Source organism: Compostibacter hankyongensis (assembly GCF_039541075.1).
GTDB classification, from domain to species: domain Bacteria; phylum Bacteroidota; class Bacteroidia; order Chitinophagales; family Chitinophagaceae; genus Compostibacter; species Compostibacter hankyongensis.
Map to the genome: position 1 here is coordinate 939,427 of NZ_BAABFN010000001.1, position 22,050 is coordinate 961,476.

Genomic DNA, 22,050 nt, shown 5'->3' on the forward strand with positions numbered 1-22,050 from the left:
GGAACCTTGCATAGTAACATACCGGGATCCTAATCATGCCGGAGCGCTACCACCGGGTCATAGTTGGAGGCCCGCTTGGCGGGCAGGATGCCGAAGAACAGCCCTACGGCAATGGAAATAGAAAAGGATACCACGATGGATACCGGCGATATGATGGTCTGGATACTGGTCGCCTGTTCGATCACCACGCTCAGCAAGATGCCCAGCATCACCCCGATGAGGCCGCCGGTGAGGCTGATACAGATGGCTTCGCTGACGAACTGGGTAACGATGTCCTTTTTTGTAGCGCCGATCGCCAGGCGGAGGCCGATCTCACGGGTGCGTTCCAGCACGGAGGCCAGCATAATATTCATGATGCCGATACCGCCCACGATCAGGGAAATGGAGGCGATGATGGCCAGCACTACGTTAAAAAGGCTTTTTGTTTTTTGTTCCTGCTTAAGCAGCAGCTCGGGTACCACGATTTCATAATCCTGTATGCCGTTGTGCCGTCTCAGCAGGAGCCGGTTGATGACACCTGTGGTGGCCTGCATCATATCGCTCTGCTTGACATTCACCACCACCCTGTCCAGCTGGTTGTAATTACCGCGGCTCCGGTGCCGGGCGGCCGCCTTTACCTTGTTGGGCGTTACCAGCGAACGGTTTCTGTACCGGAGCAACATGGTTTGTATAGGAATGTAGACATCATCGTTGATGTTCCGTATGGAGAGCTTCTGAATATCTTTGGTATTGATATCTTTTCCTTCCAGGACGCCCACGATCCGCATCCAGTCGCTTCCGCATTTTATGAACTGTCCGATGGGATCGTTGGTGGCAAACAGCCGGGTTTTTATGTTCTTTCCGATAATGCACACCTGCTCCGCATGCCGTAGCTGCCGGTCGTTGAAGAGACGGCCTTCCCCCGCCTGGATATTGGACAGGGCGAAGAAATTGTTGTTAACGCCCACCAGCCTTCCGTCCCGGTAGTGGCCGCCGTACATGAACTGCGTGTGGATCTCCACCTCGGGGCTGATATAATTTATGCTGGGAATGGAGGTCAGCATATTCGTGACATCTTCCATATCGAGGCCGGGAGAAGTATTGCGTTTGGTGATATTTCCTTCGGGACGGCTGCTGCCGCTGGCGCTGCTGTTGTCCGTACCGGTGCCGGCGTCACCGGCATCGGATTTATCATCGTTGCTTTGCTGGTTCCTGGCATCGTCTGTCTGGGGTTTGATGATGATATTGTTGGCCCCCACTTCTTTGATCTGCTCCAGGATTTCTTTTTCCGCCCCGTTCCCGATGGCCAGCATGGCAATTACAGACGCCACCCCGAAGATGATACCGAGGGAAGTGAGCACCGCTCTGGAGCGGTTGTTCATCAGGGCGTCTATTCCTATCCTGAGGTTAAATATAAAACGTGTGAAGTTCATTCAATAGAGGTTGCTTGAGTGGATGGCCGGGACCGGATCTGCTGTCCGGGACGGCTAAAAGGCGGCGGCAGTGGTCTTCCCTTCCGCTTTTACCTTCGCGGGCTCTTCCTGGCTTTCTTCCGCTCTCATACGTCTGACCATGGCCGTATCTATGGTCGACAGCTGCCGGGGAACCATCTGGTTTTTGGGCTCTACGGCCACCAGCTTAAGGCCGGAGGTGTCCGCCGGCAGGGAAAGATATATCTTATCGCCTTCGCTGAGGCCGTTGGAGATAAGCGCGCTCGTTTCGTTGACCGTCAGGATCTTTACTTCCTGTTTGGTCACCCGGCCGTTGTCGCCGGTAAAGACGAAGCTGGAATTGTGATCGTTGTAGATGGCTTCCAGCGGTATCTGCAGTCCCTGATCATACATTTCAGAGGAGATACGGCAGCTGGTGGTCATGGCGGGGCGGAGCGAAGAGTCTTTTGTGAGCACGTTGATCAGGACTTCGAAGACCTTGGCATCGCTGTTGGGTTTCTCCTGTCCGATGGTAGCCACGTTGCGTACGATACCCTGCAGCTTTTTTTCAGGTGCGGCATCCAGCCCTATGGCCACTTTTTGTCCCATCTTCACCTTTTGCATGTCCACTTCGTTGACATAGGTTACCACCTCCATCTGTGTGAGGTCGGGGAGGGTCGCCACCGTGCCGCCGTCCCACAGCTGAAAGGAGCTGCCTACTTCCTTTTTCCGGCCATCCCAGTTTTTGTCGTAGATCACCATGCCGCTCTTCGGCGCCATAATATCCATCCGGCTGAGCACATCCGTATACTGCTTCATCCGGTTTTGTTTCTGGGCCAGATCGGAACCAATGATCTGCATTTTTGTCTGTGCCTGTATCTGCTTGGTCTTGTAATTATCTTCGGTCTGCTTTAACGTTCTCAGGGCTTTTTCATAATCCAGCTGTGCATTCTGGAGCACCGAGGGTGCTTCGAAGCGGGATTGTTCCTTCTCCAGCTTCATGCGTTCCAGGTCATAACGGAGATTCACCAGCTCGTCCCGGGCGGCGCGCATTTCTAACATAGTGTCCAGCTTGGCCTGGGTATACTCGGCCTGCTGCTTGTCGAGGTCCAGGCTTTGCTGCTCCATCTTGGTGGCGATGTCGGACTTATCGAGACCGGCTACAAAATCTCCCTTTTTAACGACGGTTCCTTCGGGAACAAGGCGGGATATCTTTACCTGGTATATGCCGATCTGAGTGAGTCCTGCGGGGGCGGTGATCTTGGTTTGGGAACGGGACCGCAGTTCCCCGGAGGTGACCACCACTACTTCAAATTTCCCCCTTTTTACCTGGGTGGTCAATTCAACGCTGGCTGCTTTTTTTCTGAAAAAAAGGAAATAGGAAGCGACGCCCAGCACGAGCAGAAGGACGATAGAGATGAGGAGCTTTCGTTTCACGCTTTAAGTGACTTTAGATTAAAAAAGGCCTGGTGGTTAAACGGGTATTAAAATAACATTCTTTTTTCAAATTTTAGATATAAAATTTAGTTAAAACGCAAAGAGAAGCCTGCCGACAGAGCTTATATGCCGGCGGAAAGCAGTTCGGGGCGATCCAAAAAACCAGCGGGACGCTGCCGATGCGCCCCGCCGGGAAGAGGATTATTTCAAAGGCCGTATCCAGATATTGCGATAGCTTACCAGATGGTGGTGGTCCTGCAGCTTGATGGGAGCAGGTCCGTAATCCGTATAGTACGGGTGACCGATAAATACGGTCCTGCCTTTTAGTACGGAATGGTTCTGGATCAATACGCCGTTCTGGAAAGCGGTGACGGTAGCCGGCGAGGCTACGGAGCCGTCTGCATTAAAACGGGGAGCGGTCCAGATCACATCGTAGGTCTGCCACTGTCCGGGAGGACGGCAGGCATTTACCAGCGGGGGAAACTGCTTGTAAAGACTTCCCGCCTGGCCGTCCACATAGGTAGGGGCGTGATACGAGTCCAGCACCTGCAGCTCGTATCCGTCGTCGCCCGGTCCTACCGAAGCCAGGAACAATCCGCTGTTGCCCCGGTCCTGACCCTTGTGGTCGGGCTCTGAGGGCGTACGCCATTCCAGGTGCAGCTGATAGTCTCCGAACCGCTGGCGCGTCTGTATGTTACCGGCGCCGGGCTTAACGGTGAGCGCGCCGTTTTCCACGGTCCACTGGGCAGCTTTGGTAGTATCCTGGGCGCTGACCCAGTTTTGCAGGCTTTTGCCATCAAACAATACGATGGCATCTGAAGGCGCTTCGCCGGAAGCGTTTCCCGGCGTTACCGTCGGAGGCACAGGAGTATAATATTCCGTTTCTTCCGGCTTCATGGTTTTGTTTTCCGGCGGCTCGCTGGTGAGGTACTTTCCCGTTTCCTGGGCGGACGCCTGCAGGCCGGTGCAAACGATGGCAAGCACAAACGCCAATTGTATCTTTTTCATTCTCATTGATTTTAGATAGGCCAAGATACAGCAAATACCGCGTTTTTTTTATCCGTTCATCCCAAATATGCCTTCGAAAACGGAAAACGGAGGGAAGACCGATCTTGTCTCGCTGGCAAGCATATGTCAGTGGTGGTACAAAAACGAAAGACTGACCTTGCCGGCCTGTGGGGTTTCTCCGGTTAGTGGTTTGTTGGTTTGAAATTTGCGGCTTCTCTCACGGACTCATTCCAAGTTTTATGCAACACACAACGGTAAAACAGCTCCATGATCTTGGTCAGAGCGTATGGCTGGATGCCCTGGACCGTAAGATGATTCATTCCGGAGAACTGAAAGCCCGTATTGAAAACGAGGGCATACGGGGCGTTACTTCCAACCCGTCTATTTTTGAAAAGGCGATCGTGGAAAGTACGGACTATGCTGCAGACATAAAAAAATATGCAGCCACGGGCGTCGATGACGAATCGATATTCATCAGTCTGGCGGTGGAAGATATACGGGATGCCGCCGGACTTTTTGCCCCGCTTTATAAGGCGGAAAACGGGGCTGACGGGTATGTAAGCCTGGAGGTGTCTCCCCGGCTGGCGCGGCAGAAAGATGCCAGCATCGCCCAGGCGGAGTCGCTCTGGCAGGCGGTGAACCGGCCGAATGTGATGATAAAGATACCGGGTACACAGGAATGTTTACCCGCCATCCGGGAATGTACCCGTCAGGGCCTTAACATCAACATTACGCTGCTGTTTGGGCTGGAACGCTACAGGGCGGTAGCCGATGCCTACCTTTCCGGACTGGAGGACCGGCTGAAAGATCAGAAATCGATAGAAAAGATCGCTTCGGTAGCCAGCTTTTTCCTGAGCCGTATCGACGTCATCACCGATCCGCTCCTGGAGGAAAAGGGGCAGCCGGAGCTAAAGGGGGAGACCGCCATTGCCTGTGCCAAGGAAGCCTATCAGATCTACCGGGAGATCTTTGGCGGAGAACGTTTTGCACGGCTGAAGTCGCGCGGGGCAAAAACGCAGCGGCTGCTGTGGGCCAGCACCGGTACCAAGGACCCGGCTTATTCCGACGTCAAATATGTGGAGCCGCTGATCGGCCCCGATACGATCAATACCATGCCCATTAAAACCCTGAAAGCCTATCTGGATCATGGTCATCCGGAGAGCCGGCTGGAAGAAGCGCCCGAGAAATCGGCGGCTTTGCTGGAGCAGTTGAAGAAAGCAGGCATCGACCTGGATGAGATTACCGACCGGCTGGAAACGGAGGGTATCGAAAAATTCTGTAAGCCCTATGACAAGCTGTTGCAGGCCATCGCCGAACGCAGGACAGGATAGCGGCTTTCTACAGGTTGTGGATATACTGCCCCATAGGACTTATCATTTCAAAAGGCCGAGGTATGAAAAAATATTTTTTCTTCTGCATGGTCCTGTCTGCCCTCTTCCTGCAGGCCTGCCATAACGGGAACGGCAATGTGCATACGGCCGATCCCACCGATCCCCCGGACAGCGGGATAACGGCTGCCGATACCGGATTTGCCGCCATGGCGGTCCAGAGCGCGATGATGGAGGTGACCCTCGGCAATATTGCGCAGCAGCGCGCCGGAGATGCGCGGGTCAAAGCCTTTGGGGCCATGATGGTAAAAGACCATAGCCAGGCGAATGATATGCTGAAAGGCATTGCCGACAGGAAGGATATTGTCTTAGCAGATTCGCTGGATCAGGACCATCACTCGGATATGGACTCGCTGAGCGGCAGGAGCAATGCCGATTTTGACGATGCGTATATAAACCGCATGGTGCAGGCCCACGAAGCCGATATCCGGGCTTTTGAAAAAGGGGCTGAGCAGATTACCGATCCGGATATAAAAGGATTTATACAAACGCAGCTGCCGGTGCTGAAAATGCATCTCGATTCGGCCCGGGCCATACAGCGCGATCTGGAGCAGCAGCATGATGCTTCCCTCCGCTCCCGGCGGGAGCCGTTCGCATCGCATTGAAAAATCCGTTTTTTAATTCTGAATATGTTCATAACTTTGCCGTCCCTTAGCCCCCGTTCCGGGAAGGGGTTTTCCGGACGGATTTTTTGTAGGTGGTTGAAGATCAGGGCGATGGGATATTATTGCTGCCCGATAGTATAATGGTAGTACGACAGACTCTGACTCTGTTTGTCTTGGTTCGAATCCAGGTCGGGCAACAAACGCCTCTCGCGACAGCGAGGGGCGTTTTTCTTTGGCCCGCGCGGAGCGCTTGCGCTCCATAGCGGGCCAAAGAAAAACGCCCTGGCCGCGAAGCGGCCGGGAGGCTTTGGGTAAAGCCCCTCGTAAGGATCGCCGGAGGCAATCCAGGCATTGAAAGCGTACTTTCAGAAGCTTCCTCTTCTTGTCAACTTGTCAAATATTTGTATCTTTGCAAAAAGGACAGATCATGGAAACAATGACTGTAGGGCGGTTCAAAGCGCACTTCTCCGAAGTGCTGAAACGGGTGATGGCCGGGGAGGAAATCGGTATTTCCTATGGAAAGAAAAAGGATGTCGTGGCCCGGCTGGTACCCAAGGTGACCCCGAAAAAGCCGAAACGGAAAATGGGGATACTGGAAGGAAAGGCGAAAGTGGTTTTTGCGCCTAATTTCAAAATGACCGGTGAAGAATTTTTGGGCTTATGACCCTTCTCCTGGATACACACTATTTGATCTGGGCGCTTACGGATACAAAGAAATTGTCCGGAAAGATAAAGCCGCTCCTTACTGATCCGGAAAACCGGGTATTGGTGAGTGTGGTTAGCCTTTGGGAGGTCTCGCTTAAAAGCGCTTTGGGGAAGCTGAATATCCAGGGTTTTTCGCCGGAAGACCTGCCGCTGCTGTGCCAGCAGATCGGTTTTGATATCTTACCGCTATCGGTAACGGAGAGCAGTACTTATCATCAATTGGAGGCGTCGTATCATAAAGATCCGTTTGATCGTATGTTGATCTGGCAGGCCCTGTCGAACGGTTATATCTTTGTTACAGCTGATAAGCAGGTCAGAAAATATTGTTCAGCAGGATTGAAGCTGTTATAATTGTGAGCAAACCTATACTTGTCATAAAATTCGGAACGGCGTCCATTACCCGCGAAAGCGGGGAGCTGGATGAAGAGGTAATGTCGGACATTGCGCGGCAGGTAGCCGCTGTACACCCGCATTACCATGTGGTGCTGGTATCTTCCGGCGCGGTGGCGGCTGGAAAAAAGCATCTCCGTCAGTATAACAATACGATCAGCGAACGGAAAGCGGCGGCGGCGATCGGGAATCCCCTGCTGCTGGGCCGGTATGCGAAATACTTTGCGCCTTATGGCATTGCCATTGCACAAAGCCTTTGCGAGCGGCAGCATTTTTCGGACCGCAACCAGTTCCTTCAGCTGAAGAAAACCTATGAAGAGCTGTGGCGCAGCGGTATCATCCCTGTCGCCAACGAGAACGATGTGGTCAGCAGCCTGGAATTGAAGTTTTCGGACAATGACGAGCTGGCTACCCTCATTGCGGTAGGATTCGGAGCCTCTTTGCTGCTGTTCAGCACTTCCGTAGCGGGGCTGCTGGATAAGTCGGGGACGGTGATACCGCAGATCGACGCCATTGACGAATCCGTGCTTTCCCTGGCAGAAGGAAAGTCCGCGCCGGGACTGGGCGGGATGGTCTCCAAGCTGACCTTTACACGGCTGGCTACGCGTATGGGCATCCGGGTAGTGATCTTTGGCATCCGTACGCCGGACGGCATCCTGGAGGCCATAGAGGGCCGGACGGGAACGCTTTGTCAGCCCCAGCCCTGCAGTATGCCTGCCCGCAAAAAATGGCTGGCCAGCGGGAGCCTGGTTACCGGTCGCCTCCAGGTGGATGCCGGTGCGCAGCAGGCCATACGGCAGCGGCACAGCCTGCTGGCCGTAGGCGTACAGGCGGTACTGGAAAAATTTGAGCGGGGGGAGGTGTTTGAAATTGTAAACGAAGCGCAGCAGGTCATTGCCGTAGCGAGGGCGAAAATCGCCTCCGGCGTGCTCACCGCAAAGACCAGCCGGCAGAATATAGAGATCGCCCACGCTGACGATATTGTTTTGTTGTAATACCGATTGAATAAAGTATACCTATGGAGTCCATACAATCCTTACTTGAAAAAGCGAAGCGCGCCACAACAGCCGCCCGTTCGCTTCCCGATCATAAAAAGCAGGAGCTGCTGCAGGAGCTGTCCGTCCGCCTGCTGAAAAACAGCGGAAACATCATTGCCGAAAACCGGAAGGATCTGGAGCGTATGGCGGATACGGACCCCAAAAAGGACCGGCTGCTGCTGAACGAAGCCCGGATAAAGGAGCTGTCTGACAGCCTCCGGGATATTGCGGCGCTGCCGGATCCCGCGAACCAGCTGTTGCTGGAGCACAGGCTGGACAACGGCCTGCAGGTGCAGAAAAAAACGGTACCCCTGGGCGTGGTGGGCGTGATCTACGAATCCCGTCCCAATGTAACGGTAGATGTGGCTGCCCTGTGTATCCGGTCGGGCAATGTATGTGTGCTGCGCGGCGGATCGGATGCCTTTTATACCAATACCTGCCTGGTGGCGCTTATTCGGGAAGTGCTCGAAGCATTTGACGTGGATAAGAACGTGGTACAGCTGCTGCCGACAGACCGTAACCTGGTCGGCGAGCTGCTGACCGCCTCGGATTATGTTGACATACTCATCCCCCGGGGATCGCAGCAGCTGATCGATTTTGTGCGGGAAAATGCACGGGTGCCGGTGATCGAAACCGGTGCGGGGGTATGCCATACCTATGTAGAGCAGTCGGCCGACCTCGAATCGGCGGCAGCCATTGTTACCAATGCCAAGGTATCCCGTCCCAGCGTGTGCAATGCGCTGGATACCGTGGTGGCGGACCGACAGATCGCAAAGCCCCTGATGGAGCTGCTGGCTCCCCTGCTGGCGGAGTATCAGGTGGAGATATTTGCGGACGAAACCGCTTTCGGCTTTCTCCGGGCATTGAATTATCCTTTTCTGCAGCATGCCGCCCCCGGCGATTTCGGGAAGGAATTCCTGGATCTCAAATGTTCCGTCAAGGTCGTGGAAAACATGGACGAAGCGCTGGAGCACATCAGCCGTTTTTCCTCCAAGCACTCCGAAGCTATCGTGACGGGCAATGCGGAGGCCGGAGAGCGCTTTTTGACCGCTGTAGACGCCGCTGCGGTATATGTAAATGCTTCCACCCGTTATACGGATGGCGGCGTATTCGGACTGGGTGCGGAAATAGGCATCTCCACCCAGAAGCTGCATGCCCGCGGGCCCTTTGCCCTGGAAAAGCTGGTGACCGAGAAATGGTTTGTGCGCGGCAGCGGCCAGGTGCGGAAATAGACCTGGCCGGAGATGCCCGGCAGTAGTGCGGCTCCGCTGCGGCTGCCGGCATCGAACCATAGCGGCTGCCGGAGTGTAATACCATAAATACCGATGTCATGACGGTCACGGCACTCGAGGAAAAGTTAATGGATAAGCGGGTCGCTCCCACGGCCATGCGCCTGCTTGTGCTGGACTTCCTGCTGCAGCAGGAGACGGCGGTAAGCCTGGCCGATCTCGAGAAAAACATGGCCCATTCCGACCGGGTAACCCTTTACCGCACCCTCAAAACTTTTGAAGAAAAAGGACTGGCCCATCGCATTGAAGACGGCACGGGCACCGTCAAGTATGCGCTGTGCGATAAAAGCTGTGACGCCGGCCGGCATCATGATCTCCATGTTCATTTTTATTGTAGCTGCTGCAGGGAAACCTTTTGTCTGCCCCGTTCGGGCATTCCCGCCGTGAAGCTTCCCCCCGGTTTCCGCGAAGAAGAGATCAGCCTCACTGTAAAGGGCATCTGTGCAAAATGCACCCAGGGATAACAATGCAATGCTGTTGCATGTCGTTGCCGGGTATCTTTGCGGGGTATGAAAAAGTACCTGCTGATCAGTTTTTTGCTCTTGCTGGCGGGCATAGGCATGGATACCTTCCGGGAGCCGCTCTGGTTCAGGGGAGGAATACGGCTATGCTGGTATATCCTCGCTTATCTTCCGGTAGGGTTGCCGGTATTGTGGAAGGGGATAAAGCTGCTGGTAAAGGGCAATGTATTTACCGAGTTCTTTCTGATGAGCCTGGCCACGCTGGGCGCTTTTTATATCGGCAAATATCCGGAAGGCGTGGCGGTCATGCTTTTTTATACGGTGGGCGAGCTGTTCCAGGAAGGGGCGGTAGGCCGGGCCAAAAGAAGCATTCGTGCCCTGCTGGATATCCGGCCGGAAAGAGCGGCCGTTTTCCGCGACGGCCGTTTTGTGGAAACGGACCCCGCAGCTGTCCGTCCGGGCGAGCAGATACAGGTGAAAGCGGGAGAGCGGGTGCCGCTGGACGGCATGCTGCTCGATGACGAAGGGGTTTTCAATGCCGCGGCGCTGACGGGAGAAAGCCGGCCGGCCGTAGTGCGGAAAGAAGGGGCTGTGCTGGCCGGCATGATCAATGCCGGGAACGTCGTCAGGCTGAAGGTAACCCGTGTTTTTGACGACAGCGCGCTGGCCCGGATCCTGGCGCTGGTACAGGAGGCCACGGCCCGCAAGGCGAAAACAGAACAGTTTATCCGGAAATTCTCCCGTATCTATACCCCGGTGGTGGTGGTGCTGGCGCTGCTGATTGTGCTGGTGCCTTTTCTTATTCATGTTTTTACCCCCGGTACGGCGGGAGCATTTGATTTTAACAACTGGCTGTACCGCGCCCTGATCTTCCTGGTGATCTCCTGCCCCTGTGCGCTGGTCGTTTCCATACCGCTGGGTTACTTTGGCGGTATCGGCGCCGCTTCGCGCAACGGTATCCTGTTCAAAGGATCCAACTTCCTGGATATCATTACCCGTGTAAATACGGTGGTCATGGATAAGACCGGTACCCTCACCCAGGGCGTCTTTGCCGTGCAGCAGGTACAGGCGGAAGGAGTAGAGGAGACCGAGCTGATCCGGATGCTGGCTTCGCTGGAGCAGTCAAGTACGCATCCCGCAGCCAAAGCAATAGTGGCCTATGCAAAACAGCGGGGGATTGTGCCGGAGCAGCCGCAGGAGGTCCGGGAAATCAGCGGGCGGGGCATCGGCGGCATGGTGGGAAACAAAAAAGTACTGGCCGGTAATATACAGCTGATGCGGGAAGCCGGTGTTTCCGGCATTCCGGATGATATGGAGCTAACGGAAACGGTCATATGCTGCTCTATCGGGAGGAGATGGGCGGGCTATCTGACGGTAGCAGACCGCATAAAACCTGATGCCGCGGCGGCTGTTGCCGCATTACAGAAAAAGGGCATCGCGGTGGTGATGCTTTCCGGCGACCGGCAAGCGGTGGTCGATAAGGTGGCACGGGAGCTGGGCATCTCTGAAGCTTACGGCGGCCTCCTGCCCGAAGACAAGGTGCGGCAGCTGGAGATTATCCGGCAGCGACAGGGAAAGGCGGTAGCCTTTGTAGGCGACGGTATCAACGACGCTCCCGTGCTGGCCATGAGTGAGGTGGGTATCGCCATGGGCGGGCTCGGAAGCGATGTGGCCATTGAGACTGCCGATGTGATCATCCAGACGGATCATCCTTCCCGGATACCGCTGGCCATGGCTATCGGCCGCGCCACCCGGCGCATTGTCTGGCAGAACATTACGCTGGCCTTTGCCGTGAAGCTGGCCGTACTGGCCCTCGGCGCCGGCGGGCTTGCCACCATGTGGGAGGCCGTATTTGCCGATGTGGGCGTAGCCCTGCTGGCTATCCTGAACGCTATCCGGATACAGCACATGAAGGAGTAGCCGGATAGAGAGCGCTTAAGGGTTCAGCAATTGTTTTGCCGCGGTTATGCTGCTGTCCATGGAGGCGTTCAGCGTTTTTACCAGCTGCAGCTGCTCCTGTTCGTAGGCCGATTTCTCGTCGTCGGTTTTACCGGTCTGTTCGGTGTCATAACGCTGCATCCATCCGAACATGGCGGTATCGCAATAGTTCAGTGCCTGCGAAGCTTTTGCAAGCTGGAGAGTATCCTTTCCTGCTTTAACCCGGGCGACCTTTGCCTCGTTGAGCTCCTGCTCAAGCTGGCGCATCTGGGATATCTTGCTCATGGCTTTATCATGGATGTTCATGATATCGGCCGACACGCTGTTTTGGGCGGCGTCATTTTTAGCGGCCGTATCCTCCAGGTTAGCGGCGTTGCGCGAGCCCGACGATTGACAGGCTGCCGCCGATACAAGCATAGCTCCGGCCAGGAAGCCATGATAAAAAGTCCGTTTCATTTATGAACATTTACAGGTGAAGAACTGGGATCACTTGCAAAGTTCACGAATTATTTACGATCCGCCAATCTGCGCTGCGGTCATTTTAGAATCAGCTCTACCACGGGAATGTCATAGGGGGGCTTCAGCTTCGGAACGGTCAGGGTCAGGTCGCCGCTATTGTCGTCTCCGTCTTTGAACAGCAGCTCGGAGTCGTCATTGAGAAACTGCGCATATTTTATCTTACCCTTGTAACCCGGCAGCAACAGCGAACCGTTTTCCGGATAATCAAATAAAAACAGGTACAGCCGCCGGGTGTCGGGGTTATAGCTGAGCTTGGTGCCGGCGGGCGCCTTGAAGGTTTCCGGTGCGTAAGTGCAATGATAAATGGCCCGGTTGTTGGCATGCATCCAGTAAGCGAGGCTGTCCAGGGCGTTGTCGGCACGATAATCAAACTCGCCGCGGGCTGTGGGGCCGACGTTGAGGATGAGGTTGCCGCCGTTGGATACCGATGATATCAGCAGGTCCAGCAGCTGCCGGTGCGTTTTCCAGGAGGTCTCGTCGCGGTAGTAGCCCCAGGAGCCGGAAAAGGTCTGGCAGGTTTCCCAGGTCTTGCCGCGGTATTTTTCCAGCGTTTCGGGTTTTACCTGTTCGGGGGTTTCAAAATCGGCTCCGTCTGCATATTCACCCAGGTCGGCGCGGTTATCCACGATGATGCCCGGTTGCAGGCGGCGGACCATTTTCAGCAGCTCCACCGAACCCCAGTCGTCTTTTCCCTTGCCGAATTGACCGGGATAGGAAAAATCCAGCCACAGGATATCGATTTTGCCGTAATTGGTCATCAGCTCCCTGACCTGGTTGTGCAGGTATTCCCGGTATTTCGCCATGTCGCGGCCCTTGTTCAGCCGGGCATAGGCAGCGGAATCCTTTTCATCCTTCGGCCGGAGCGGGTGTACCCGGTCGATCGGGAAATCGGGATGGTGCCAATCAATAAGCGAATAATAAAATCCCACCTTGATGCCTTCGGCGCGGAAGGCGTCTACAAACTCCCGGACCAGGTCGCGGTGCGCCTGGGTATTGGGCGCCTTATAGTCGGTGTACTTGCTGTCGAACAGACAGAAACCTTCGTGATGCTTGGAGGTGAGCACGGCATATTTCATACCGGCCGCTTTGGCTTTCCTGGCCCAGGCCTTGGGATCGAAATGATCGGGGTCGAATTCATCAAAATATTTCTGGTATTGCTCATTGCTGAGCCGCTCATGGTTTTTCACCCATTCGTGACGGGCCGCAAGCGAGTACAGGCCCCAGTGGATGAACATGCCGAAGCGGGCGTCTGTCCACCATTTCATCCGCTGCTGCTTCTGGGCGGCCGTTTCGTTGAAAAGCTTTTTGGTCTGCCCGTTTACCGATAAGGTCAGCAGACCGGCCAGCAGGGACAGGAGGATCGTTTTTTTCATTATTGAGGTCTTATGGGTTCAGCATCTGGTTGTAATAAGTTGAAAGATAGTTAGAAAGGAGGAAGGCATTGTCCAATAAATTACCCGATATACGTACTATTTTAACCCGGCTCTGTACGAAAATTAATGCGGTGGGGCTGAATAATTGAATAGTTAAGAAAATTCAGTATATTTGAAATATTCTATTGCTTTTTGAAATGTTGTTAAAATCCACCGTCATGAAGATGATCCTCTCTGCGGTCGATGGTTGGAAGCGGGTATGCCATCGTTCCCTCATTGCCCGGTGCCCGGGCTTTCTCCCGCTGATGCTGCTGGTTATATTGGCCGGCTGCCGGAAAGAAAAACACTCCTTCAGCCCGCCCGGGTCCCGGAGCACTGCGGAGGCGGCGCTGCGGCAGCAGAATGCCGCCCTCGAGGAGTTTGCGGAAATGCTGGCGGCAGGCCTGACCGACGCGTCCCTGCGCGCGTTGCTGCACGATGAGCTGGCCCGGAAATTTGACCGGGATTTCGATGTGCTGTATACCGCTTTCCGCCATAAAACAGCGGCGGGTATCTCCGCGCAGCAGCGTCTTGCCGCTGCGGCGGCTCAGCCGAACTTACGTCTGAAGACCGACGGCAGGGCTGCCCTGCAGGAGCGGCTGGACGACATTGCAGCTGTATTTCCCCTGCTGAACCTCTCGGTGCCGGTGCATTTTGAAAGATGGGATGCTGCGGAAAGTCCCTGGGTAGCGGTCTGCCCGCTGGACTTCCGGGAAGGGATAACCGGGAAGATAAAAACGTTTGACGCGGCAGGCAAAGTCCATTTCCTGAGGGCTGACACTCCTCCGGAGCGGCCGGTAGTGGTGGTCGGGATGAACGAACGGGTGCGGATACAGCCCGATGGCAGTTACCGTTTAAAAGCAGATTATCTGCCGGAAGCGGGTATGGATATTCAGGCTGCGCGGCGTGACGCCGTGGCTGTGGTGACGACGGCCTGCCCGGATTCCTTTCGCACGGACGGTACCTATGAAAGGCTGACCGGCATGTATTTCGGAGATCTTTCTCACTATGAATCCTGGGTGCAGGGTGCTCCGGAAATACATCTCCGTCTGATCGCCCCCAACAAGGACAATGATTTCCGGAGTCTTACCATAGTGAAAGAGATCGATCATATGGAACCCCGCAAACGTAAAGACATCAACGAACGCTGGTGGTTCACCGACGTGGCCTTGCTGCCGTGGTACCGCGAGACCTATGGCAAGACGCTGATGCTGGACTTTACGGAAGACGATCCTTCACTTTTCTTTCATCCGCAGAAGATGACGGTGGGCGGAGGCTTCGATGTCAACGATGATCTGGATACCGACATGTCCCTTACCTTTGAGATATCCACGCAGGACGATCATATCGGCTCTGCGATCATCGACCAGCTCAAATGTCCGCCCACGCATGCGCAGGACGGATCCTTCGGATTCCGCTTTTACGATGTGGGGCCGGACTTCTTCTTCAGGCTGGAAAGTTATGATTAGTGGGGTTCAGAACTCCTCCGGCAATCCCCGGAATGCCGGCAGCTGCAGGTCTTTTTCGGAGATGACGGCGCGGGAAAGATCGATCTTCCAGTCGATTTGCAGATCGGGATCGTCATACCGGATGCCGCCTTCGCTGGCTTTTTGATAGAAGTGATCGCATTTGTAAAACACTTCCGCTGTGGGGGAAAGCACCGCATACCCATGTGCAAAACCTGCAGGTACCAGCAGCTGCTTTTTGTTTTCCGCAGAAAGCTCCAGGCCATACACCTGCCCGAAGGTAGGCGAGGACCGGCGCAGATCGGCTACCACATCCCAGATGGCGCCTTCCAGCACCCGTACCAGCTTGGTTTGTGCATAAGGCGGGCGCTGGTAGTGCATGCCCCGCAGCACCCCGTAGGATGAGCGGGCCTGGTTGTCCTGTACAAAACGGATATCGATATCCGCCTCCCGGAAAACATTTTCGTTATAGCTTTCAAAAAAATAACCGCGGCTGTCTTCAAAAACAGCCGGCTCAAAAATCAGCAACCCCGCAAAGCCGGTTTGGACAAAAGGCATGTATGTTTGGATATTAAGCCCCGAAGATAGAAAATGTCGGTGAAGGGTCAAAGGTCAAGCCAGAAACCGGAAATTCTGCTCACCGCTTCTCGTACTGCTGCTGGTAATACCGCTGGTAGGCGCCGCTGGTGAGGTCCCGCAGCCAGGCTTCGTTGTGCAGGTACCAGTCCACCGTTTTTTCAAGTCCTTCCTCGAACTGCAGCGAGGGCGACCAGCCCAGCTCCCGGTTCAGCTTGGTGGCGTCGATAGCATAGCGCAGGTCGTGCCCCGCCCTGTCCTTTACAAAGGTGATCAGGCGGGCAGAAGTACCCGGCTGCCGATCCAGCTTCCGGTCCATGATGCGGCAAAGCAGATGGATCAGGTCGATGTTCTTCCATTCGTTGAACCCGCCGATATTATAAGTAGCGCCGGTTTTCCCTTTGTGGAAAATAGTATCGATGGCCTTCGCATGGTCGTCCACCCAGAGCCAGTCCCGGATGTTTTCCCCTTTGCCGTAGACCGGCACGGGAAGATTATTTTGTATGTTATGGATGGCCAGCGGAATCAGCTTTTCGGGGAACTGGTGCGAGCCATAGTTGTTGGAACAGTTGGAGATAACCACCGGCAGCCCGTAGGTGTGGTGATAAGCCCGGACGAGATGGTCGGAACCCGCCTTGGAGGCGGAGTACGGCGAACGGGGATCGTAGCGCGTTTCTTCCGTAAAAAAGCCCTCTGCGCCCAGCGAGCCGTATACCTCGTCGGTAGAGATATGATAGAACAGCTTTCCTTCGGGTTGCGTTTTCCATTGCTCCCGGCAGGCATTCAGCAGCTGTATGGTACCCAGGATATTGGTTTTTACAAAAGCCGCAGGGTCCATGATGGAGCGGTCCACATGACTTTCCGCGGCCAGGTGGATCACGCTGTCGAAGGTGTATTGTTCAAATATATTCCGGAGAAAGACTTCGTCGGTAATGTCTCCTTTGACAAAGCGGTAGTTGGTTTTGTCTTCCACATCCTGCAGGTTTTGCAGGTTACCTGCGTAGGTAAGCGCATCCAGGTTAACGATCAGGTAGTCCGGATAACGGTTGACGAACAGGCGCACGACGTGCGATCCGATAAAGCCGGCTCCGCCGGTGATCAGTATGGTCTTTTGCATAAGGTCAGGCATTCATAAACTGAAGTACGTGGTCGGTAATATATTTTAGCTGGGCTTCGTCCAGCTCGGTATGCATGGGCAGGGACAATACCTCTCCTGCCAGGAAATCGGTGACAGGGAGGGTGAACTTGCCTGCTTTGAAGGCGGCAAACATCTGCTGCTTGTGGGCCGGTACCGGATAGTAGATCATGGCCGGTATGCCCTGGGTAGCCAGGTAGTCCCTCAGGGAGTCTCTTTTATCGGCCGGTACCCGGATGGTATACTGGTGGAAAACATGCAGGGTATTGCCGGCGCGATAAGGGATGATGATATCGTCGCAGGAAGAAAAGGCCTTGTCATAATAGGCTGCGGCATTGCGGCGGGCGGCGATATACTCATCCAGGTGCTGCAGCTTGATGCCGAGCACGGCGGCCTGGAGGGTATCCAGCCGGGAGTTGCAACCTACCACGTCATGATAATAACGTTTGCTTTGCCCGTGGTTGGCGATCATCCGGATACGTGCGGCGAGCTCCTCATCGTCGGTGAACAACGCTCCGCCGTCGCCATATCCGCCCAGGTTTTTGGAGGGGAAAAAAGAAGTACACCCGATGGTGCCGATGGTGCCGGTTTTTTTTGTGCTGCCGTCTTCGAAGGTATAGGTGCCGCCGATGGCCTGGGCATTGTCTTCGATGACCGCCAGCTTGTGTTTCCGGGCCAGGGCCATGAGCGGTTCCATGTCGGCGCTCTGGCCGAACAGGTGCACCGGTACGATGGCCTTTGTTTTGGAGGTGATGGCCTTTTCAACCTGCTGTATGTCCAGGCAGTAGGTCTGCTCGTCCACGTCCACAAATACCGGTTTCAGCCCCAGCAGAGCAATTACTTCTGCGGTGGCGATAAAGGTAAAAGAAGGGGTAATGACCTCATCGCCCGGTTCCAGCCCCAGCGCCATCATCGCGATCTGCAGGGCGTCGGTGCCGTTGCCGCAGGGTATGACATGGTCAATGCCGAGGTATTGCTCCAGGGAGCGGGCGAAGTCCTGTACCGGCTGTCCGTTGATAAAGGCGCTGTTGTCCAGCACCGCTGCAATGGCGGTATCCACTTCGGGCTTGATGCGCCGGTACTGCCGCTGCAGGTCCACCATCTGTATAGGAGCCGTTTTTTCTTGTATAGGGGCCATTTCTTTGCTGTTTGTGATAAAAGTCCGCAAATTTACAAATTAATGTGTAGTCCCTTAGTTTTGTAGCCGTTTAATATGGGTGTTTTACTTTATGATATTGTTATTCGGCTGTACGGCGCGGCCATACGGCTGGCTGCGCTTTTCAACGCCAAGGCGGCCTTATGGGTGCAGGGGCGCCGGGGCTGGCGTCAGCGCCTGGCCGCATTTTACGCTCCCGGCGGCTCCGGCTCCGGGGCCGGGCAGTGGGTATGGGTGCATTGTGCCTCGCTGGGAGAATTTGAGCAGGGCCGGCCGGTGGTCGAGGCGCTGAAAAGCCGCTATCCGCAGGTCCGGATACTGCTGACCTTTTTTTCCCCTTCGGGCTATGAGATACGGAAAGACTATGCCGGGGCGGACCTGGTCAGCTATCTGCCCCTGGATACGAAGGCCAATGCCGCTGCGCTGATCTCCCGGGTAAAGCCGGCGCTGGTGATCTTTGTAAAGTACGAGTTCTGGTATCATTATCTGCATGAGCTGGCCCGGCAGAAAATACCGGTGCTGCTTATTGCGGCCATCTTCCGGCCCGGGCAGCCTTTCTTTAAGAGATACGGCGGCTTGTTCCGCGGCCTCCTGCGGAGCTATACGCATATTTTTGTACAGGATGCTGCGTCTGCGGAGCTTTTACAACAGGCCGGTACCGGAGCCGTCAGTATTGCCGGGGATACCCGTTTTGACCGGGTGGCCATGCTGGCGGCCCAGCGTCGCCGTTTTCCCCAGGTAGAGGCCTTCCTGGAAGGCCGCCGTGCCCTCGTCGCCGGCAGCACCTGGCCGGCTGACGAGCGTCTGCTGGCGGCCTGTTTCCGCCGGCAACCTCCGGCAGCGAAGTGGATACTGGCGCCCCACGAGATCCATTCTGCCCATCTGGAGCAGCTCGAGATGCTGTTTGCCGGAGAAACGGTCCGTTATTCGGCCCTCCAGGAGGCCGGTGGCGGCGGTAAGCGGATATTGCTGATCGATAATATCGGCATGCTGTCTGCCCTGTATGCTTACGGATGGGCAGCTTATATCGGCGGAGGGTTTGGCCATGGCATCCACAACATCCTGGAAGCGGCGGTATACGGTATGCCGGTACTTTTCGGACCGCGCTTCGGGAAGTTCCGCGAAGCCCATGCGCTTATAGGCGCAGGCGGCGCTTTCCCCGTGCAGGATGAAAAAGGGCTCTGTGAGCAGCTGGCCCGGCTTTCTGATCCGTTGGCACTGCAGGCGGCGGCAACGGCGGCGGCGCATTATGTAAAGGAGCAGACGGGCGCCACACCGCTTATTATGGATTATATCGAAGCGAAGCGTTTTCTCACCAGGGTATAGAAATGGCGGACGGTCTCATTGGTTTCCAGCCAGCCCAGTTTGATCTTCAGCTCTCTTTCCATCCAGTATTCCGCGTCTTCCAGACGGGAGCAGCCGTTGATGGTTTTTAGCGAACGTTCGTACATGTTGCGGTCGCCGCGGAAAAGCTCGTTGATAAAAAGGAACTTATCGTTGATGCCGATGGCGGCATGCAGATCGTCAATGGGGGAATCGCCCAGCTTCCGCCCCAGCTCCAGCTGCTCGGTTCTCAGCCGGTCGTTGAGCGACAGCCCTTCCCGGGCGATCAGCTCATGCAGCTCTTTGGGTATGGGGGTGTTTTGGGGATGCGATTCACGGGCAGGGACGGCTGCCGGCGCTTCCGTCCTGTGTGTTTCCGGCGTCTCAAATAAAGTGGGGGCCGTGGTTTTGCCGGGCGGGGGAGCGGATGGTTCTGCCGTACGGGCGGGTGACACCGGGGGGGCAGATCGTTCTGCCGCAGGGTGGGACTGCACTGCTGGCGCGGCAGTTTGTGCTGCGGGAGGAGCAGGCTGGGCTGCCGGGACAGCGGATTGTGTTGCCGCCGCAGGCTCCGGTTGTGGCTCCGGACGCGCCTGGGGCGCGGGCGGCGGAGCGGGCTTAGCGGTCTCCCGGGGTGACGTCGGCGCGGAAACGGGTGAGGTTGCTGCGGCCGGTACGGATTCGGGGACAGGCGTTACGGAGGGCTTTGCCGGAGGCGGCGCCGCGGCAGCTTCCTGCACGACGGGCGCCGCGGCAGCGGGTGCCGGGGGCTGCTTTCCGGGAAGGATCACCGCCACATTGGCGCGGGTGCCGGCATGAGACTGTATCCCGCTGCGCGCATGCATGATTTCTGCATACAGCACCTGGGTATAATAGGAAAGCGTATTCAGGTCGGCATGATCGTTCTTCAATTCCTGCAGCTTATCAATCAGGACATGAATTTTTTCCATAGCAACCGGTTAGCTGATTTTTGTTTTATTTGCAATAAAGTTAGCAATTTTCGGGCGGTTAATGTATCAAAATTGGTACCATGTTTATAGAACCTTCCTTTTCAGGAACGCGCTACGGCTGGATAGAAGTGATCTGCGGATCCATGTTTTCCGGCAAAACGGAAGAGCTCATGCGGCGGCTGAGGAGAGCCCGTATCGCCAACCTGAAAGTAAAGGTCTTCAAGCCGGCCCTGGATACCCGTTATGATGAGCAGCAGATCGTGTCTCATGATGAACACATGATCCGCTCCATCCCCCTGGAGCATTCCCGGCAGATACTGCCCCTGGCCGAGGGAATGGAGGTGGTGGGTATCGATGAGGCGCAGTTCCTGGACCAGGAGCTTCCCGCGGTCTGCGACGAGCTGGCCGGGCGCGGCATCCGGGTCGTCGTGGCCGGACTCGATATGGATTTCGAAGGGCGGCCCTTTGGGCCGGTCCCGTTCCTGCTCGCCAAGGCGGATTTTGTGACCAAGCTGCATGCCATCTGTATGCAGTGCGGCGACATGGCGACTTATTCTTACCGTAAGTCCGGCGACAAAAGCACCCTGCTGCTGGGGGAGAAGGACCTTTACGAGCCCCGTTGCCGGAGATGTTATCTCTTAGGGCAATGAATTCCGGCGGCGGTCCGGGGGTATCCGGAAGGTGAATTGCTTCTGGGCCAGATAGGTAAAGGATACGACAATAATGGTGGTAAAGATCTTGGCGATGGTAGGGAAAAAATGGCACCATTCGATAAACAGCTTCAGGAAGAAATAATTGAGCAGCACATTGCAAAGCACCACCAGCAGGTAGCGGAACAGCTGTGTTCTCCCCCGCAGCTGCGACTCTGGAAACACCACGAACTTGGACAGCAGGAAGCCGGTAGGGAAGCTCACGCAGAAAGCCAGGATAAAGGCGGCGATATAAGGACTAACGGCGATAAAAGGAAGATGCACTACGCGCTCCCGGAGGATATAATGGTAGCTGATGAAAAACAGCAGGATGTCCAGCCCCGTGCTGAAGCCGCCGCAAAACATATACCGGAACGTCCGCACCGGCACCCACCGCGAGAGGGGAGGAAAATAAAACCAGTCTATGATATGTAATATGGCCTTTCGCATACCGGAGGTTGCAAAGTTAGTTTTCATCCGTTAATATTTGTTTTTTTCAGGGGGGCGCCCTCCTGCGGTCGCCTGATATGATCTACCTTCGCCTGTTCAATCGAATGTGATGCGCAAACTAAGCATGGAGGAGCTGGGCCGTAAGAGCGTGGCGGAATTCCGGTCTGCCGGGAAAACGCCCCTGGTGCTGGTGCTCGATAACGTACGCAGCCTGCAGAACGTGGGGTCCGTATTCCGTACGGCAGACGCCTTCCTGTTGCAAAAGATATATCTCTGCGGCTATACCGGCACCCCGCCGCACCGCGACATCCAGAAGACGGCGCTGGGCGCTACCGAAACGGTGGAGTGGGAATATGTCAAGGAAACGGTTGCCGCGGTGGAGATACTCCGGGAGGAGGGGTACGCGGTATGGGCGGCTGAGCAGGCGGCGGGCAGCATGCCGCTGGATACTTTTGTTCCCGAACCTGGACGGCCGCTGGCGGTGGTATTGGGGAATGAGGTGTATGGGGTGCAGGATGCGGTGATGGAGATCGTGGACGGCAGTATCGAGATCCCGCAGCTGGGAATGAAACACTCGCTGAATATCGCGGTCAGCGCGGGTATTGTGGCGTGGGACCTGTTCCAGAAAATCCGGAATTGAAGGTTCTGATTCAATAGTCTAAGGTTTAAAGTTTAACGTCTAAAGTTAATTTGCCTGGCATGAAACT

The 22,050-nt window shown here is 55.5% G+C and carries 22 protein-coding genes and 1 tRNA gene; 13 read left to right on the forward strand and 10 right to left on the reverse strand.

Translation table 11 applies throughout. From position 1 onward, the window contains the following. Positions 1 to 29: 29 nt before the first annotated feature. From ABD851_RS03915 to ABD851_RS03925, 3 genes are all read right to left on the reverse strand, one after another. Positions 30 to 1,412 carry an ABC transporter permease gene (locus ABD851_RS03915; protein WP_344975644.1) on the reverse strand — a complete coding sequence of 461 codons (1,383 nt, stop codon included), beginning with the start codon at positions 1,410 to 1,412 and terminating at the stop codon, positions 30 to 32. A 54-nt stretch (positions 1,413 to 1,466) separates the two neighbouring features. After that, complete coding sequence (locus ABD851_RS03920; protein ID WP_344975647.1) at positions 1,467 to 2,846, reverse strand: efflux RND transporter periplasmic adaptor subunit; 1,380 nt, start codon at positions 2,844 to 2,846, stop codon at positions 1,467 to 1,469. Between the two features lie 201 nt (positions 2,847 to 3,047). Beyond that, a complete protein-coding gene (locus ABD851_RS03925) occupies positions 3,048 to 3,854 on the reverse strand; it encodes a 3-keto-disaccharide hydrolase (RefSeq protein ID WP_344975650.1) in 807 nt (268 codons plus the stop codon). A 239-nt stretch (positions 3,855 to 4,093) separates the two neighbouring features. Between ABD851_RS03925 and tal the strand changes: the two genes are divergently transcribed. The 9 genes from tal to ABD851_RS03970 all read left to right on the forward strand — a co-directional run bounded on the left by tal (position 4,094) and on the right by ABD851_RS03970 (position 11,649). Then, positions 4,094 to 5,185, forward strand: coding sequence for a transaldolase (gene tal / locus ABD851_RS03930; protein WP_344975653.1), 1,092 nt, complete (start codon positions 4,094 to 4,096; stop codon positions 5,183 to 5,185). A 62-nt stretch (positions 5,186 to 5,247) separates the two neighbouring features. Beyond that, a complete protein-coding gene (locus tag ABD851_RS03935) occupies positions 5,248 to 5,847 on the forward strand; it encodes a DUF4142 domain-containing protein (RefSeq protein WP_344975656.1) in 600 nt (199 codons plus the stop codon). A gap of 126 nt (positions 5,848 to 5,973) precedes the next feature. Next, positions 5,974 to 6,044, forward strand: a tRNA-Gln gene (locus ABD851_RS03940). A 230-nt stretch (positions 6,045 to 6,274) separates the two neighbouring features. Further along, entirely contained in the window at positions 6,275 to 6,511 is a 237-nt protein-coding gene (locus ABD851_RS03945; protein WP_344975659.1) for a type II toxin-antitoxin system Phd/YefM family antitoxin, read from the forward strand. Next, positions 6,508 to 6,903, forward strand: a complete 396-nt coding sequence (locus ABD851_RS03950; RefSeq protein ID WP_344975662.1) for a type II toxin-antitoxin system VapC family toxin — start codon at positions 6,508 to 6,510, stop codon at positions 6,901 to 6,903. Before ABD851_RS03945 ends, ABD851_RS03950 begins: the two co-directional genes overlap by 4 nt. A gap of 2 nt (positions 6,904 to 6,905) precedes the next feature. Next, positions 6,906 to 7,937 carry a glutamate 5-kinase gene (proB, locus tag ABD851_RS03955; RefSeq protein WP_344975665.1) on the forward strand — a complete coding sequence of 344 codons (1,032 nt, stop codon included), beginning with the start codon at positions 6,906 to 6,908 and terminating at the stop codon, positions 7,935 to 7,937. A 23-nt stretch (positions 7,938 to 7,960) separates the two neighbouring features. Continuing rightward, entirely contained in the window at positions 7,961 to 9,211 is a 1,251-nt protein-coding gene (locus ABD851_RS03960; protein WP_344975668.1) for a glutamate-5-semialdehyde dehydrogenase, read from the forward strand. Positions 9,212 to 9,309: 98 nt separating this feature from the next. Next, the gene (locus ABD851_RS03965) at positions 9,310 to 9,732 is read left to right on the forward strand and encodes a Fur family transcriptional regulator (RefSeq protein WP_344975671.1); all 423 of its coding nucleotides are present in this window, start codon (positions 9,310 to 9,312) and stop codon (positions 9,730 to 9,732) included. 45 nt (positions 9,733 to 9,777) lie between these two features. Further along, entirely contained in the window at positions 9,778 to 11,649 is a 1,872-nt protein-coding gene (locus ABD851_RS03970; protein ID WP_344975674.1) for a heavy metal translocating P-type ATPase, read from the forward strand. 15 nt (positions 11,650 to 11,664) lie between these two features. Here the strand turns inward: ABD851_RS03970 and ABD851_RS03975 are convergent, their stop codons facing one another. Both ABD851_RS03975 and ABD851_RS03980 read right to left on the reverse strand, forming a co-directional pair. After that, on the reverse strand, positions 11,665 to 12,123 hold the full coding sequence (locus ABD851_RS03975; RefSeq protein ID WP_344975677.1) for a hypothetical protein: 459 nt from the start codon (positions 12,121 to 12,123) through the stop codon (positions 11,665 to 11,667). Between the two features lie 80 nt (positions 12,124 to 12,203). Beyond that, positions 12,204 to 13,559, reverse strand: coding sequence for an alpha-L-fucosidase (locus ABD851_RS03980; protein WP_344975678.1), 1,356 nt, complete (start codon positions 13,557 to 13,559; stop codon positions 12,204 to 12,206). A 218-nt stretch (positions 13,560 to 13,777) separates the two neighbouring features. Between ABD851_RS03980 and ABD851_RS03985 the strand changes: the two genes are divergently transcribed. Continuing rightward, entirely contained in the window at positions 13,778 to 15,067 is a 1,290-nt protein-coding gene (locus tag ABD851_RS03985) for a DUF3103 family protein (protein WP_344975680.1), read from the forward strand. A gap of 6 nt (positions 15,068 to 15,073) precedes the next feature. Here ABD851_RS03985 and rfbC read toward each other — a convergent pair whose 3' ends face one another. The 3 genes from rfbC to ABD851_RS04000 all read right to left on the reverse strand — a co-directional run bounded on the left by rfbC (position 15,074) and on the right by ABD851_RS04000 (position 17,913). Then, positions 15,074 to 15,622 (reverse strand): dTDP-4-dehydrorhamnose 3,5-epimerase, encoded by a 549-nt coding sequence (gene rfbC, locus ABD851_RS03990; protein WP_344975682.1) that lies wholly within the window; start codon positions 15,620 to 15,622, stop codon positions 15,074 to 15,076. Positions 15,623 to 15,701: 79 nt separating this feature from the next. Continuing rightward, the gene (rfbB, locus tag ABD851_RS03995) at positions 15,702 to 16,757 is read right to left on the reverse strand and encodes a dTDP-glucose 4,6-dehydratase (protein ID WP_344975685.1); all 1,056 of its coding nucleotides are present in this window, start codon (positions 16,755 to 16,757) and stop codon (positions 15,702 to 15,704) included. A 4-nt stretch (positions 16,758 to 16,761) separates the two neighbouring features. Continuing rightward, positions 16,762 to 17,913 (reverse strand): DegT/DnrJ/EryC1/StrS family aminotransferase, encoded by a 1,152-nt coding sequence (locus tag ABD851_RS04000; protein ID WP_344975688.1) that lies wholly within the window; start codon positions 17,911 to 17,913, stop codon positions 16,762 to 16,764. 75 nt (positions 17,914 to 17,988) lie between these two features. Here ABD851_RS04000 and ABD851_RS04005 point away from each other — a divergent pair, with 75 nt between their 5' ends. After that, entirely contained in the window at positions 17,989 to 19,257 is a 1,269-nt protein-coding gene (locus ABD851_RS04005; RefSeq protein WP_344975691.1) for a 3-deoxy-D-manno-octulosonic acid transferase, read from the forward strand. On the opposite strand, the gene ABD851_RS04010 is transcribed toward ABD851_RS04005, so the two are convergent. Continuing rightward, positions 19,221 to 20,204, reverse strand: coding sequence for a hypothetical protein (locus ABD851_RS04010; RefSeq protein ID WP_344975694.1), 984 nt, complete (start codon positions 20,202 to 20,204; stop codon positions 19,221 to 19,223). The two genes, ABD851_RS04005 and ABD851_RS04010, sit on opposite strands and share 37 nt — an antisense overlap. 80 nt (positions 20,205 to 20,284) lie before the next feature. Between ABD851_RS04010 and ABD851_RS04015 the strand changes: the two genes are divergently transcribed. Beyond that, the gene (locus ABD851_RS04015) at positions 20,285 to 20,854 is read left to right on the forward strand and encodes a thymidine kinase (protein WP_344975697.1); all 570 of its coding nucleotides are present in this window, start codon (positions 20,285 to 20,287) and stop codon (positions 20,852 to 20,854) included. On the opposite strand, the gene ABD851_RS04020 is transcribed toward ABD851_RS04015, so the two are convergent. After that, positions 20,843 to 21,370: a GtrA family protein gene (locus ABD851_RS04020; protein ID WP_344975700.1), complete on the reverse strand. Its 528-nt coding sequence runs from the start codon at positions 21,368 to 21,370 to the stop codon at positions 20,843 to 20,845. The genes ABD851_RS04015 and ABD851_RS04020 overlap by 12 nt on opposite strands. Positions 21,371 to 21,452: 82 nt before the next feature. Here ABD851_RS04020 and ABD851_RS04025 point away from each other — a divergent pair, with 82 nt between their 5' ends. Further along, positions 21,453 to 21,983: an RNA methyltransferase gene (locus tag ABD851_RS04025; RefSeq protein ID WP_344975703.1), complete on the forward strand. Its 531-nt coding sequence runs from the start codon at positions 21,453 to 21,455 to the stop codon at positions 21,981 to 21,983. The last annotated feature ends 67 nt before the right edge of the window (positions 21,984 to 22,050 follow it).

Coding starts and splice junctions, on each gene's coding strand:
- ABD851_RS03960 (WP_344975668.1), top strand. CDS start 7,961: ATGGAGTCCATACAATCCTTACTTGAAAAAGCGAAGCGCGCCACAACA.
- ABD851_RS04000 (WP_344975688.1), bottom strand. CDS start 17,913: ATGGCCCCTATACAAGAAAAAACGGCTCCTATACAGATGGTGGACCTG.
- ABD851_RS03980 (WP_344975678.1), bottom strand. CDS start 13,559: ATGAAAAAAACGATCCTCCTGTCCCTGCTGGCCGGTCTGCTGACCTTA.
- ABD851_RS03985 (WP_344975680.1), top strand. CDS start 13,778: ATGAAGATGATCCTCTCTGCGGTCGATGGTTGGAAGCGGGTATGCCAT.
- rfbC (WP_344975682.1), bottom strand. CDS start 15,622: ATGCCTTTTGTCCAAACCGGCTTTGCGGGGTTGCTGATTTTTGAGCCG.
- ABD851_RS04005 (WP_344975691.1), top strand. CDS start 17,989: ATGGGTGTTTTACTTTATGATATTGTTATTCGGCTGTACGGCGCGGCC.
- ABD851_RS04015 (WP_344975697.1), top strand. CDS start 20,285: ATGTTTATAGAACCTTCCTTTTCAGGAACGCGCTACGGCTGGATAGAA.
- ABD851_RS03950 (WP_344975662.1), top strand. CDS start 6,508: ATGACCCTTCTCCTGGATACACACTATTTGATCTGGGCGCTTACGGAT.
- ABD851_RS04020 (WP_344975700.1), bottom strand. CDS start 21,370: ATGAAAACTAACTTTGCAACCTCCGGTATGCGAAAGGCCATATTACAT.
- ABD851_RS04025 (WP_344975703.1), top strand. CDS start 21,453: ATGCGCAAACTAAGCATGGAGGAGCTGGGCCGTAAGAGCGTGGCGGAA.
- ABD851_RS04010 (WP_344975694.1), bottom strand. CDS start 20,204: ATGGAAAAAATTCATGTCCTGATTGATAAGCTGCAGGAATTGAAGAAC.
- ABD851_RS03975 (WP_344975677.1), bottom strand. CDS start 12,123: ATGAAACGGACTTTTTATCATGGCTTCCTGGCCGGAGCTATGCTTGTA.
- ABD851_RS03925 (WP_344975650.1), bottom strand. CDS start 3,854: ATGAAAAAGATACAATTGGCGTTTGTGCTTGCCATCGTTTGCACCGGC.
- ABD851_RS03965 (WP_344975671.1), top strand. CDS start 9,310: ATGACGGTCACGGCACTCGAGGAAAAGTTAATGGATAAGCGGGTCGCT.
- rfbB (WP_344975685.1), bottom strand. CDS start 16,757: ATGCAAAAGACCATACTGATCACCGGCGGAGCCGGCTTTATCGGATCG.
- ABD851_RS03935 (WP_344975656.1), top strand. CDS start 5,248: ATGAAAAAATATTTTTTCTTCTGCATGGTCCTGTCTGCCCTCTTCCTG.
- ABD851_RS03970 (WP_344975674.1), top strand. CDS start 9,778: ATGAAAAAGTACCTGCTGATCAGTTTTTTGCTCTTGCTGGCGGGCATA.
- ABD851_RS03915 (WP_344975644.1), bottom strand. CDS start 1,412: ATGAACTTCACACGTTTTATATTTAACCTCAGGATAGGAATAGACGCC.
- ABD851_RS03945 (WP_344975659.1), top strand. CDS start 6,275: ATGGAAACAATGACTGTAGGGCGGTTCAAAGCGCACTTCTCCGAAGTG.
- tal (WP_344975653.1), top strand. CDS start 4,094: ATGCAACACACAACGGTAAAACAGCTCCATGATCTTGGTCAGAGCGTA.